The organism is Hoeflea sp. Naph1 (assembly GCF_046837775.1).
GTDB lineage: Bacteria > Pseudomonadota > Alphaproteobacteria > Rhizobiales > Rhizobiaceae > Hoeflea.
Window position 1 is genome coordinate 3,861,016 of the sequence record NZ_CP177286.1, and the last position, 13,816, is coordinate 3,874,831.

Consider the following 13,816-nt stretch of genomic DNA (forward strand, 5'->3'; position numbering starts at 1 on the left):
CCAAATGCAGGCCCGATCGGTAGGTCAGCATTACTGACCTGTCAATTCAATAGCATTGATGTTGAGATGAAGCGCACTGATACGCTGGTTCACGCCTCAAGTGTGCACACGCTCAGCAACCTCCGCCTTGCGCGCCAGATACACAGTCTGGGTGAACGGCTTGTCCTGCAACGGATTGTGAAACGTCACCGGTTCGGCCCAGGCTTCGGCAAACGCCTGCGCCAGCCGGTTGGTAAAACTGTCGTCGGTGCCTTCATCCGACCAGAGCCCGAACACCCCGCCCGGCTTGAGGTGGGCTGCCAGCGCCGCAAGGCCTTCCGGCTGGTAGAAACTCTCGCTGCGCTGATCGAGCAGCGCATCGGGCGAATGATCGATGTCGAGCAGGATCGCATCGAACAAGCGCCCCGGCGCGTCCGGATCGAAACCGCCCTCGCCGCGGGCCATAGCGAAAAAATCGCCCTCCACCAGTTTGCAGCGGCGGTCGCCGGTCAGTTCCGGGCCCAGCGGCAACAAGCCGGTGCGGTGCCAGTCGATGACTGCTTCGAGATATTCAATGACGATCAGCGAACCGGTACGCGGTTCATCAAGCGCGGCCTTGGCGGTAAAGCCGAGCCCGAGCCCGCCGACCACCACGTCCAGCCCCTCGCCCGGCCTGGCTGCCAAGCCCAGCGTGGCAAGAGCAATTTCCGATGCCGTGAACAGATCCGACATCAGATGCTCTTCACCGAGCTTGATCTCGAGAATATCGACCCCGAGCCGGGCCTCGCGCCGCCGCCTGAGCACCAGCGGCCCAATCGGTGTCGGTCGGTAATCGAGTTCTTCGAACAATCTGCTCATGCGTATTGCGCTCCGCTCCAGTGCTCTGCCCTGACTGATCCGGCGGCAGGGCTTTCGTCGTTATCGACGCTTTGATCTATACTGACAAGCGGCGCCGTGAGCAGGCGAAGGGCCTTGACCTGCGCCTTTGGCGTCACATCTACCTCAAAACCGCCTGGAACCGGGAAAATACGTTGATACAGCCGGGCTTCGGCTTGACGGAACCGCGGCGGGCGTTCATCGACACCACATCGGTGACCTCAAGGCTGCCGGATCGGGCTTCAGCCGGAAAGAACCGGCAAGCCGGACTGGACCGGAACACGGGAAACACAACCTCCAATGCCCGATACCTACCGCAAACCAACGCTCGACAAGGATCTCGACAAGATTGCGGTGATGGAGGAGGCCACCGGCCTGCTCAACCGCAGCTTTGTCACGCCCGGCCTGGCGCTGGTGTTCATCTTTCTGTGCGCCGTCATTTCCGCCGTTTTCGTCACCGGTCATCCCGGCGCAGTGGTAATCGTCGCCGCAGCCACGATCGGCGCCTATATGGCGCTCAATATCGGCGCCAATGATGTTGCCAATAATGTCGGCCCGGCGGTCGGCTCGCAGGCCATGACGCTCGGCGTCGCGCTGGCGATTGCCGCCGTGTTTGAGAGCGCCGGCGCGCTGATTGCCGGCGGCGACGTGGTCTCCACCATTTCCAAGGGCATTATCGATCCGGTTGCCGTCTCCGATCCCAATGTCTTTATTGCGGCTATGATGGCGGCGCTGGTTTCGGCGGCGATGTGGATCCATCTCGCCACCTGGCTGAGCGCACCGGTATCGACCACCCATTCGATTGTCGGCGGCGTGATGGGCGCGGGCATTGCCGCAGCCGGCGTCGACGCCGTCAACTGGCCAACCATGGGCTCGATTGCCGCAAGCTGGGTGATTTCGCCATTTCTCGGCGGGCTGATCGCCGCGGCTTTTCTGGCCTTCATCAAGACCGCTATCATCTACCAGGATGACAAGATTGCCGCTGCCCGACGCTGGGTTCCTGTGTTGATTGCCATCATGACCGGCACTTTCTCGGCCTATCTGGCGCTCAAGGGTGTGAAAGCCATCGTCACGATTCCCCTGGGCACGGCGCTGCTGATCGGCTTGAGCGTAGCAATCCTGAGCTGGATTGTCGCCCGGCCGGTGATTGCAAGGCAATCGCGCGGGCTTGAAAACCGCAACCAGTCGCTGAGAAAACTGTTCGGTCTGCCGCTGATTTTCTCCGCGGCACTGCTGTCATTTGCCCATGGCGCCAATGACGTGGCCAACGCGGTCGGACCGCTTGCAGCCATCGTCCATACCGCCGAAGCCGGCGAAGTCGCGTCCAGGGTGGTAATTCCGCTGTGGGTGATGGCAGTCGGCGCGGCGGGCATTTCGCTCGGGTTGCTGCTGTTTGGCCCGAAACTGATCCGCATGGTCGGCAACCAGATCACCAAGCTCAACCCGATGCGCGCCTATTGCGTGGCGCTGTCGGCGGCAATCACCGTGATCCTCGCCTCCTGGCTGGGCCTGCCGGTCAGTTCCACCCATATTGCCGTGGGTGCCGTGTTCGGGGTCGGGTTCTTTCGCGAATGGTACACCGAGAATTCCACCCGCCGCGCCGAATATGTCTCCCGCCATCACATCAACAAGGACGATGACGAGACCAGCGACACCAGCAATGGTAACGGCAATGGCAGGCCCGACGAGCAGCGCCGCCGCAAACTGGTGCGGCGCTCGCATTTCCTGTCGATCATCGCTGCCTGGGTGATCACCGTCCCCGCCGCCGCTGTGCTGTCGGGGGTTCTGTTCGTGATCCTGCGCTTCGCGCTGGTGTAAACGAGGCGCTAACCGCCGCGCCGCCACATGGTAACCGCGGTTCCATCGGCCAGACTGCCGGAGAAATAGTTGATGCCATCGCGCTTCATCTCGGCCACCGGCTGGCCGTTGCGGCTTTCGATCGCCAGCGTGGCATCGTAGCCGGTGAAACTGTACCCAAGCGCAAATCTGCCGACATTGGCGAGGTGCGGATTGGAGCAGGACAGGTTTTTCATGTTTCCGCCCTTTGCATCTTTCAGCTTGTAGCCGCTGCGGCTCCCGAACCCTTGCGCGATGACGCCGGCACCGGTTCTGATCTGAACCTCGCAGCCGCAGTTGGAATGTCCGTCGGTCACCATCCACTTGCCGCCAAGATCCTGCTCCGTGCGCACCACCTGGCTTGCCACGGTCGCGCCGATGACTCCGCCACCGATCATGTTGCCGAGCACATTGCGCCCGACGTTGCGTGCCAGGTTTTTGCCGACCGCATTCTTCGCAAAATCAGCGCCTTTTGCCGGTTTTGGCGGCGGCCCGCCCTGAAGCGCGATTGAACACACCGCCGGAGCAGCCTGCGTCGCGGCAAAAGCAGTGGCGGTCGAAGCCGCGGCGGCGGTATCGAAGGTTTCTGACTCGGCTGTTTCAGTGCTGGCTGCTTCCGACTTGGATGAGGAGGAAGGCGTCTGGCAGGCTGAAAGCAGGATTGCAAGACTAACAATGCCAGTCGTTTTCAGTTTCATGTACATTCCCCATTGCCTTTTAACGTCCAGGAAAATGCATGGCTCCACCCGATGTCGCCCGAGTAAAAAATGCCACGCCACCCCTGAACGGCGTCTCTTGTTTAATGTTCGGTTAATAGGAGTAAGCAGGCTGAACCTGTCGCAATCAATCACCCGAACGGGTGATATGCGGCCCCGATACTTGACCTCGACCGGCTCGGTGCAACGAAACGCTGCCCGACAGGTTCACACTGGTCTGCGCAAGCGGGTGCGCGCCCGCCTTGTCTGCCGATCATCGCCCTGATGCGCATAATTCCGCCCGCCGCGACACCGCTGTTTGATGCCACAAAGTGTAACCAACCGGAAAGCCCTTCTTAACAAACCGGTGCTACGCTCCGGCCGCAATGAGGAACACCGTGAAAGACAATCACCGGGCACACAGCCAGCGCGTCTATAATGATGCGCTTAAAACTGCGATGACTGATCGCGTCATGCTTCCTGACCGGGTGCTGACGCAGGATAGCTGCACGCCCGATGCGTCGCCTGCGCTCAGTGCACTCTACGACAGCTATTCCTGGGCGGCGCATTCGCTCAAGGCACGCGCCTGGCTGCAGGCAGCTTTCGTCTTCAATTTTCTCCTTATGTCTTTCGATTACCTTGTCAGCCCCTCACTGTTGATGCCGACGTTGATCATCCGCGGCCTTATTGTCTCAACCATTCTGCTGGGCCTCTACCTGCTCTGGGGACGGCAGCGGGCAAGTTGGGTCCAGGGCGCGACATTGGTTATGGTCTCGGCGACCATCATGATCGGGTCCGGTGCGCTGGGTGCGCTGGGCGGGGTTTCGCTGTTCGAACGGTATCTCACCGGAGCGCTGTTCACGGTGGCCACCGCAATCCTGTTCTTCCCCATCGAGTTTCGCTGGACGGTCGCCGGGGTTATCGCAGCAATCATTCTCCATGCCGGCATGGTCATCACCGGGCCGATCCCCGATCCTTTGCTGGCGCTGAGCACCAGCTGTTTTTACAGCGGCGCCATCATCGCTTTCGCCACAACGCGAAAGGCGGCACTGAGGAGCCAGTGGAAAGGCTTCAAATCGAAAATCCGCGAACTGCGCGACCAGGAGGCGCTGGCGAGCCTCAATGCCGAATTGCAGGTGATCGCCAATCTCGACCCGCTGACCGGAATTCAGAACCGGCGTTCAACCCAGGAAGATATCGATCGGATCTGGAGCGACACCACTTACGCCAAGCGGGCTATAGCCTTCCTGATGCTCGACATCGATAATTTCAAACAGCTCAATGATACCTTCGGCCACGCCGCCGGTGATGAGTGCATAAAGGGGGTGGCCAACAAGATCAGCCTCGCCCTGCGCGACGGCGACATCGTCTCACGCTACGGTGGCGAGGAATTCCTCGTGGTGCTGACCGGCACCACCGCAAGCGAAGCTTCCGCCGTGGCCGAGCGGATTCGCAAATCCGTTGAATCGTTCCGGTTGAACACCTCGGGAGACGCCGCGGCAAGACAGGTAACCATCAGCATCGGTTTGGCCCTGTGGGAGGGCGACGAAACCCCGGAAATGCTGATCAAGCGCGCCGACGAGGCGCTGTATGATGCCAAGCGCAGCGGCAAGAACCAAACGGTGGTCGCTCCGCCACCGCAGGATAATGGCACGCACACCGAGCGGGTTCATGTGTCGACGGCACGCGATGTTGCCTAAGGCATTTCGCGCAAAAATGTGCAGCAGATTTCCGATACCGACATTCAAAACAATGAGCTGATGCCCGTCACCTGGATCCAGCTTGAAGCGACCTATGTCAGCCCACTAGCTCGAACCATTCGTCCTCGGTCATGGTGCGCACACCCAGACCTTGCGCCTTGGTGAGTTTGGAGCCTGCGCCGGGGCCGGCAACCAGGATGTCGGTCTTCTTCGACACCGAACCCGCCACCTTGGCACCCAGTCGCTCGGCCATCGCCTTGGCTTCATCCCGGGTCATTTTTTCGAGACTGCCGGTAAACACCACGGTGAGACCGGCGACGGGGGAATCCTGCGCCGGCTTTTCAGCTTCCAGAATGGTGAGCTGCTCCACCAGTCTTTCGACCATGTCGATATTGTGCGGCTCGCCGAAGAAGCGGCCGATGGCCTCAACCACTGCGGGACCGATATCGTCGAGCGCATCCATCTCCTCGATCGCCGCTTTGTCACCCTCGGCAATGGCCAATGCCGCCTCGTGCAACGCCTCCCAGGTCCCGTAGGCGCGCGCCAGCGTCTTGGCCGTCTGCTCGCCGACATGGCGGATGCCGAGGCCGAAGATCAGCCGGTCGAGCGCAATGGTGCGGCGCGCTTCGATGGCGTCGAACAGCTTTTGCGCCGAGGTGTCGCCATAGCCATCGCGATTCTTCAACCGTTGCAAGCCATTGGCCTCGTCACGCGTCTTCAGCGTGAAGATGTCGGCAGGCTGGCGGATCGGCAGCGTGGTGTCGTCATAGAAAAATTCGATCTGCTTTTCGCCCAGACCGTCGATGTCGAATGCCTTGCGTGAGACGAAATGCTTGAGATGTTCCTTGCGCTGGAACGGGCAGGCAAATTCGCCCGAACAACGGCGGATGACGCCTTCAACACCGCCCGCCGTTTCCTCGCGGATTACCGGCGTTTTAAGATGGCAGGGACAGATTTTCGGGAACTCGAATGAAACTGCATTGGCCGGTGAATCGACCACCCGCAAGATCTGCGGAATGACATCGCCGGCGCGCTGAATCTCAACCGTGTCATGGATGCGAACGCCGAGCCGCTCGATCTCCTCGGCATTGTGCAGCGTCGCATTGGTCACCACCACGCCGCCGACCGTGATCGGCTCGAGCCGCGCCACCGGGGTCAGCGCGCCGGTACGGCCAACCTGGATGTCGATGGCGGTGAGTTTGGTCACGGCCTTTTCGGCCGGAAATTTATGCGCAATCGCCCAGCGCGGACTGCGCGAGCGGAAGCCAAGCCGAGCCTGCAGGTCCAGCCGGTCGACCTTGTAGACCACCCCGTCAATGTCATAGGGCAGATCGGCGCGAGCCAGTCCTATTTCGTTGTAATGGCCAATCAGTTCCTCGACGCTGTGCAACCGTTTGGTCAGCGGATTGACCGGGAATCCCCAGGCTGAAAACACCTCGATCATGCCGTGCTGGGTGTCGGAAGGCATCGCCGACATGTCGCCCCAGGCATAAGCGAAGAACCTGAGCTTGCGGCTGGCCGTGATCTTCGCGTCGAGCTGACGCAATGAGCCCGCCGCCGTGTTGCGCGGATTGACGTAGGTCGGCTTGCCCTCGGCAGCCATGCGCTCATTCAGCGCCAGGAAATCAGCCTTGGCCATGTACACTTCGCCGCGCACTTCCACCACTGACGGCGCACCCGCGGGCAGCGCATTCGGGATCTCGGAGATGGTCCTGACATTGGCGGTGACATTTTCACCGGTGGTGCCGTCGCCGCGGGTGGCGGCGGTAACCAGCTTGCCGTCCTCATAGCGGATCGACATCGACAGTCCGTCGATCTTCGGCTCGGCGGTCAGCGCAATGGAATTGTCCGGAAGCTGCCCCAGGAACCGGTAGATCGAATTGACGAAGTCGCGCACATCTTCATCGTTAAACGCATTGTCCAGCGATAGCATCGGCACCTTGTGGGTGATCTTGCCAAAGCCTTCGGCTATCGCGCCGCCGACTTTCTCGGACGGGGAATCGGCGAGCTTGAGATGCGGAAATCGTTCCTCGATGGCAAGGTTGCGCTGCTTCAGCGCGTCATACTCGGCATCCGAAACCAACGGCGCGTCATGGCCGTGATAGGCCTCGTCATGACGGGCAATTTCAGCCGCCAGCCGTTCCAGTTCGGTCTTCGCTTCCGCTTCCGACAACTCGGCTACCGGCTTTGGCTGATGGGTCATGATGGGGCTCCGACGATCAGCACCGTTTTAGAGAAATCCGGACAAATGAAAAGACCAATGTCGGGTGCCCGCAGATCAATCAGCAATTAGGATTTGCGGCCTATGCTGGCATGGCATGCGGGTTTTGACGCCGCAAACAAGGAATGACGGACAGATGATCGTCGACGCACATATTTTCACCGCCCCCAAGCTGGCCACAGAGCGGACGACACTCGCTACCGCGCCAGCAACAGCGACGTCCGAAACTGTCGAAACCGGTGACGAAGATTCGAACGCGCTGTCGCGGCTTGATAATTTTGTCGAGTCAGCGGCGCTCAGCCGCAAGGCTTTTGCCGAGGACCGGCTCAAGCACCTCAAGGAGCAGATGAACACGCTGTCGCTGTTCAATCTCGCCCCGGGCTTTCTGGCCGGCCACACGGCACGGATGGCGAAAGAACTTGAATCCGCAGCCACCGATTTTGCTTCCGCGTTCAAGACGCTTGCCGGGCTGGAGCAGCCCGCCAATCTGGGCACAGCTACGGACGACGCCGTGCTCACGGCCTATCTCGACGTGATGGCCGATGACGCCCCTTTCAGCGCCAGAATGAGCCCTGAAGACGCGGAGACTGCGGCAAGCTTCATGAACACCGCCTATCATCTCCGGGGCGTGGTCGAATTGATCTCGGATGATGCCCGCGACAGCGCCAATGTGCGGCGGAGCGCGGACAGCACCCGCAATACCACCGACCACGTCATGACCATCATGGCGCGGCTCGAAGGGCCATCGGTTTTCAACAAGACTTTCTGGTAGGCAGATCAACAGCCACGCATGCCGGTTCCCTGCCCCGGACCGGGCCAGATCTCCTCAGTCCGCCACATCCAGCAGCCGTGCGGCTGCAGCCCGCGCTTCGGCGGTAACGTGCTCGCCGGCCAGCATCCGGGCAATTTCCTCGCGCCGGTCATCAAGGCCCATGCTGCGCACCCGGGTGGTCACGGTTCTCGAACCTTCCTCGGTTGGCCCCTTGGCAATCAGCAGATGCGTGGTAGCCCGTGCCGCCACCTGCGGCGCATGGGTGACCGAAAGCACCTGAACGCCATCAGCCAGCCGCTTGAGCCGCTTGCCAATGGCATCGGCCACCGCGCCGCCGACACCGGTGTCGATTTCGTCAAAAACCAGCGTCGGCGCAGAGCCGCGATCGGCCAGCGCCACTTTCAGCGCCAGCAGGAACCGCGAAAGTTCGCCGCCCGAGGCAACCTTCATGATCGGGCCAGGCCGCGAGCCGGGGTTGGTGCGCACGTGGAAGGCCACGGTATCGATGCCGGTCGGCCCGGCATTGGCAGCATCACTGCTGATCTCGACAATGAATTCAGCCCGCTCCAGCTTCAGCGCCGGCAGTTCGGCCATCACTGCAGCAGTCAGCGCAGCACCCGCAGTGTGACGGCGTTCCGACAAGACTTTGGCCGACTGCAGGAACACGGCCTCGGTCTGCCCCACCCGGGCTTCAAGCGCCGACAGCCGTTCTTCACCGGCATCTAGATCAGCCAGATCGGCCATCATCCGCGCCGCCAATTCGGCCAGCGCGTCGACCGGCACATTGTATTTGCGCGCAGCCGCCCTCAATGCAAACAGCCGCTCCTCGGTCTCCTCCAACTCGCGCGGGTTGAAATCCGCGGCCCGCTGCGCCGCCTCGACGGCGGTCTGGGCTTCAGCCAGCGCATTGAGTGCCGCATCCAGTGCCGCCACCGTGTCGTTGAGCAGTTCCGGCGCCTGTTCGGCCTTGCGCTCAAGCCGCCTGAGCAAGCCACTGATCACCGGGATCGGCGATGCCTGGCCGCTTAGCACCTCATCAGCCTCGTTGATGTCGCTGGCCATCTTCTCGGCCTTCATCATCCGCGAACGGCTTTCGGCGAGCTGTTCCTCTTCGCCTTCCACCGGCACCAGCTTTTCCAGCTCGTCGACTGATGAGCGCAGCCAGTCGGCCTCGCGCCGCGCCGCCTCGACCCGCGCCCGGTGGGTTTTGAGCGCCCGTTCCGCTTCGCGCCAGCTCTCATGCAGCGCGCCGACTTCGGCCGCGCGCTCGCTCAGGCCACCAAAGGCATCAAGCAGCGCCCGGTGGGCATCCATGTCGATCAGGGCGCGGTCGTCATGCTGGCCGTGAATTTCCACCAGCCGTTGCCCGGCTTCGCGCATCAGCGCCACACTGGCTGGCTGGTCGTTGATGAACACCCGCGTGCGGCCATCGCCCGACTGCACCCGGCGAAACACCAGATCACCGTCATCATCAATGCCATTTTCGCGCAAAAGCAGCCGCGCCGGATGATCCGCGCCGACATCGAACACGGCGGTAACCTGGCCCTTGTCAGCGCCATGGCGCACAAGCGAACCATCGCCGCGGCCACCGAGCGCCAGCGACAGGCTGTCAAGCAGAATGGATTTGCCGGCCCCGGTCTCACCGGTCAGGACCGAGAGCCCGGCGTCAAACTCGAGATCAAGCTTCTCGATCAGGACTATATCGCGGATCGACAGCTGTACCAGCATCGCGCCCTGCTTCAGGCGCCGACGAGGCGGGACCCGGCGCGCGAAATCCAGGAGCCCTTGTTCTCGCGCGGCTCAAGTCCGCCCGTGCGCAGGAGCTTGTAGGAATCGGCATACCACTGGCTGTCGGGATAGTTGTGGCCAAGCACGGCGGCGGCAGTCTGCGCCTCGCTTTCGAGCCCCATCGCGTAATAGGTCTCGACCAGACGCGCCAGCGCCTCCTCGATCTGTCTGGTATTTGGATATTGCTCGATCACCAGCCGGAACCGGTTGGCGGCGGCAACATATTCCTTGCGCTCGAGGTAGTAGCGGCCGACCTGCATTTCCTTGCCGGCGAGCTGGTCTCGCGCATAGCGCAGCTTGGCCTGGCTGTCCTCGACATATTCGGAATCAGGATACCGCTCGATCACCTCGGTGAAGGCTGCGATGGCGCGCGCCGAGGTCCGCTGGTCGCGGGTCACCTCGGGGATCTGCCGATAGTAAGCGAGCCCGACAATGTACTGCGCGTAAGCCGCATCCTCATCATTGGGATAGAGGCTGAGATAACGCGAGGCGGTGTTGATCGCTTCGGAATACTGGCCTTGGCGGTAATTGGTGAAAGCACTCATCACCATCGCCTTGCGTGCATACTCGGAATAGGGATGCTGCTTGTCGATCGCGTCGAACTTGCGGCTGGCTTCGGTCAACTCACCGGCTTCCAGATTGGCAAGGCCCTGATTGTAGAGCAGATCCGCCGGTTCGATGGATTGCGCATAGGCGGTGATGTCGATGTCCGGATCGGACTGACATCCGCTGACAAGCGCTGAAACGCCGGCCAATCCGGCGACCATGAGCGCAACTCGAATCGCGCGCCCGCGCCTACCCTTGCCCGAAGTATCCATTCTGCAAAACCTCTCAACAGCCGCGGATGCAATTCATCCGCAGAACCAGACCCGCGTTTCTATCCGGAAATGACCGAACTTCGCAACGTCATGAAGACGCTTTGCCGCATTTTTGTGGCAAGGCGTCCCTTCAAAAACAGGAGTATAGGCAAGAAAGCAGGAATTTGAAGACAGGATCGGCTGATCAGAGCGCCCACGGCGCAAACGCCGCCGCGTTGATGGCCACCAGTTCGCCGTGACGCACTGTGTCGCGACGCGCCGGTGCCTCGACGATCTCATAAGCAGTTTGATCCGCCAAAAGCGCCCTGAGTGCCATGGCATTGAGCTTATGACCACCACGATAGCTGCGATAACAACCGATAAACTGCGCACCGGCCAGCGCCAGATCACCCACGGCATCCAGTGTCTTGTGACGGGCGAATTCATCGCGGAACCGAAGCCCCTCGACATTGATCACCTTGTCGTCGTCGCCGATCACCACGGAATTTTCCAGCGATGAGCCCAGCGCGTGGCCCGAAGCCCACAGCCGCTCGACATCGCGCATGAAGCCGAATGTACGGGCGCGGGCCAGTTCACGGCGGAAAGTGTCGGCGGTAACTTCGCCCTTCCAGGACTGGCGACCGATCAGCGGTGAATCAAAATCGATGTCGATTTCGAACCGGGTGCCGTTATGTTCGGAGAACTCGGCCCAGGAACCGCCCATCTCGATGCGAACCGGCTTGACGACGCGAATGTAGCGACGCTTGACTGGGTGGTTGATCAGGCCGGCATTGTCGAAGGCCTCGATGAACACCGCAGCACTGCCATCCATGACCGGCACTTCGCTGCCGTCGAGGTCGATGCTGATATTGTCAACGCCAAGCGCATAGAGCGCCGCCATCAGGTGTTCAACGGTTGCGACCGAACGGTCAGGAGCCTTGCCGAGCAGGGTGCAGAGATCGGTCGAGCCAACCTGCGAGGACACAGCGCGAACGCTGATCACATCACCACATGGCAAATGACGATGGAAAACGACACCGGTATCGGGATCGGCCGGATGAAAGGTAATGGAGACATTCTCACCTGAGTGCACGCCAATGCCCGACAGGGAGATCGACCGCGAAATCGTGGTCTGAAAGCCTACTACATCGATACCCATAAGGTCCGCCGTTTCCCGCTTGATTGGTCATGACCTCCCAAAGGCCATGCCGTCCCCAGTCCGTTGAAGCAATTCCACACGTCCCCCCGCGTGGTTGATCACTTCATTCCTTATTACATGCGCTGCAAGATAAGGCCGCGACAGAGAGTTTCCAAATCACGCTTTTTATCGTTCTGTTACGATATGGTAACACGACGCGAATTGAAAAACGCAATCGTTAACAAAGGGTTAACGAATTCGCATGGCAACCTTAAAGCTGCCATGCGAGTTATCTTACAGTTTGTTACACCCGCTTCACTTGGCCTGACGGCGCAAGAACGCGGGAATTTCCAGCTGCTCGTCATCATGAGTCGCCCGCGCCTGCGGGGTCATGCGACCCTGATCGTCAAGCTGGCCACGGCGCGGCGCATACACGCTGGCCTCCGGCGACAGCGGGCGACGTGCCTGCGGCGCCTGGCTGGGAGCTGCAGCATGCGCGGCATCCTCCTCGTCCCGACGGCCCAGCGAGCTTGACAACCGCTTGAGCAGACCCATCGGGCCGCGTTCGTCGGCATGTCCCTGCGGGGCGTTGCGATGCTCGATCTCGGCCTGAACCACCGGCGGGAAATCCTCAACCCGCGGCATCCGCGTTGGCTGGGCTTCCGTCCGGACCGGCGCAGCAGTCTGCTGAACCGGAGCCTGCGCCACGGGCGGCACGGTCATGACAGGCCGCTGCGGCGCGGCCGGTGCGGCGGCCTCGGGTGCACTGGTAAACAACCGATTGTGCGGCTGTGACCCCGATTGGGCCGGGTCCGAAGCAGGCTGCGCCCGTGTCGGCAGGTCAATCTGGCTGGCGATGTCGAGTTCGCGCTCAAGTTCGGCCTCAGCCGACAGGATCGTCTCAGCCACCGAATCGGTACTGGCCTGAGTTGGCTGCGGCGTCGGCGCAGCGGAGACGGGACGGCTGGCCTGCGGTTGGGCAGCAGCCGGACGGGCTGCAGCAGGGCGCGGGGCCGACAGGGTCGGGCGCTGATCGTCCGAGCCTTCGATGCGATCGATGCCGGTGGCAACCACCGACACGCGGATCAGGCCTTCGATCGATTCATCGAAGGTGGCGCCAAGGATGATGTTGGCATCGGCGTCGACTTCCTCGCGGATGCGGGTGGCAGCCTCGTCGACTTCGAACAAGGTCATGTCACGGCCGCCAGTGATCGAGATCAGCAGGCCTTGTGCGCCCTTCATTGTGGTCTCGTCGAGCAACGGATTGGCAATCGCGGCTTCCGCAGCGGCCATCGCACGACCTTCGCCTGAAGCTTCGCCGGTGCCCATCATCGCCCGGCCCATCTCGCGCATCACCGAACGGACGTCGGCGAAGTCGAGGTTGATCAGGCCTTCCTTGACCATCAGGTCGGTGATGCAGGCAACGCCCGAATACAGCACCTGGTCGGCCATCGCAAAGGCGTCAGCGAAAGTGGTCTTGTCATTGGCGATGCGGAAAAGGTTCTGGTTGGGGATGACGATCAGCGTATCGACGCATTTCTGCAACTCTTCGATACCCGCTTCGGCAAGCCGCATGCGGCGCTGGCCTTCAAAATGGAACGGCTTGGTGACCACACCGACGGTCAGGATACCCTTGTTGCGGGCAGCCTCTGCGACCACGGGAGCCGCACCGGTGCCGGTACCGCCGCCCATCCCGGCGGTGACAAAGCACATGTGGGTGCCGTTGAGGTGATCGATGATCTCATCGATACATTCTTCCGCTGCCGCGCGGCCGACTTCGGGCTGCGAACCTGCGCCCAGACCTTCGGTAACCGCGACACCGAGCTGGATCAGCCGTTCGGCCTTTGAAGTCGTCAGCGCCTGGGCGTCAGTGTTGGCGACGACGAAATCGACGCCCTGCATACCCGCGTTGATCATGTTGTTGACAGCATTGCCGCCGCCGCCGCCGACACCGAACACGGTGATCCGGGGCTTCAGCTCGGTGATGTCCGGCTTCTGCAATTTGATGGTCATG

Annotated in this window: 10 protein-coding genes; 3 read left to right on the plus strand and 7 right to left on the minus strand. The window is 61.4% G+C overall.

Annotated elements, in window-relative coordinates:
• Nucleotides 1-96: 96 nt before the first annotated feature.
• The gene (locus tag ACK6D9_RS18580; RefSeq protein ID WP_412049639.1) at nt 97-837 is read right to left on the minus strand and encodes a spermidine synthase; all 741 of its coding nucleotides are present in this window, start codon (nt 835-837) and stop codon (nt 97-99) included.
• 318 nt (nt 838-1,155) lie between these two features.
• Here ACK6D9_RS18580 and ACK6D9_RS18585 point away from each other — a divergent pair, with 318 nt between their 5' ends.
• Nucleotides 1,156-2,673, plus strand: coding sequence for an inorganic phosphate transporter (locus ACK6D9_RS18585; protein WP_412049640.1), 1,518 nt, complete (start codon nt 1,156-1,158; stop codon nt 2,671-2,673).
• A gap of 8 nt (nt 2,674-2,681) precedes the next feature.
• On the opposite strand, the gene ACK6D9_RS18590 is transcribed toward ACK6D9_RS18585, so the two are convergent.
• Nucleotides 2,682-3,389, minus strand: a complete 708-nt coding sequence (locus ACK6D9_RS18590) for a hypothetical protein (RefSeq protein WP_412049641.1) — start codon at nt 3,387-3,389, stop codon at nt 2,682-2,684.
• A gap of 395 nt (nt 3,390-3,784) precedes the next feature.
• On the opposite strand from ACK6D9_RS18590, the gene ACK6D9_RS18595 reads away from it, so the two are divergent.
• The gene (locus ACK6D9_RS18595) at nt 3,785-5,086 is read left to right on the plus strand and encodes a GGDEF domain-containing protein (protein WP_412049642.1); all 1,302 of its coding nucleotides are present in this window, start codon (nt 3,785-3,787) and stop codon (nt 5,084-5,086) included.
• A gap of 97 nt (nt 5,087-5,183) precedes the next feature.
• On the opposite strand, the gene ligA is transcribed toward ACK6D9_RS18595, so the two are convergent.
• Nucleotides 5,184-7,289, minus strand: coding sequence for an NAD-dependent DNA ligase LigA (gene ligA, locus ACK6D9_RS18600; RefSeq protein ID WP_412049643.1), 2,106 nt, complete (start codon nt 7,287-7,289; stop codon nt 5,184-5,186).
• A gap of 154 nt (nt 7,290-7,443) precedes the next feature.
• Between ligA and ACK6D9_RS18605 the strand changes: the two genes are divergently transcribed.
• On the plus strand, nt 7,444-8,079 hold the full coding sequence (locus ACK6D9_RS18605) for a hypothetical protein (RefSeq protein WP_412049644.1): 636 nt from the start codon (nt 7,444-7,446) through the stop codon (nt 8,077-8,079).
• A 54-nt stretch (nt 8,080-8,133) separates the two neighbouring features.
• Here the strand turns inward: ACK6D9_RS18605 and recN are convergent, their stop codons facing one another.
• From recN to ftsZ, 4 genes are all read right to left on the minus strand, one after another.
• Entirely contained in the window at nt 8,134-9,807 is a 1,674-nt protein-coding gene (recN, locus tag ACK6D9_RS18610; protein ID WP_412049645.1) for a DNA repair protein RecN, read from the minus strand.
• A gap of 11 nt (nt 9,808-9,818) precedes the next feature.
• A complete protein-coding gene (locus ACK6D9_RS18615; RefSeq protein ID WP_412049646.1) occupies nt 9,819-10,685 on the minus strand; it encodes an outer membrane protein assembly factor BamD in 867 nt (288 codons plus the stop codon).
• Between the two features lie 184 nt (nt 10,686-10,869).
• A complete protein-coding gene (lpxC, locus tag ACK6D9_RS18620) occupies nt 10,870-11,823 on the minus strand; it encodes a UDP-3-O-acyl-N-acetylglucosamine deacetylase (protein ID WP_322988738.1) in 954 nt (317 codons plus the stop codon).
• A gap of 294 nt (nt 11,824-12,117) precedes the next feature.
• Nucleotides 12,118-13,815, minus strand: coding sequence for a cell division protein FtsZ (gene ftsZ / locus ACK6D9_RS18625; RefSeq protein WP_412049647.1), 1,698 nt, complete (start codon nt 13,813-13,815; stop codon nt 12,118-12,120).
• Between the last annotated feature and the right edge of the window lies 1 nt (nt 13,816).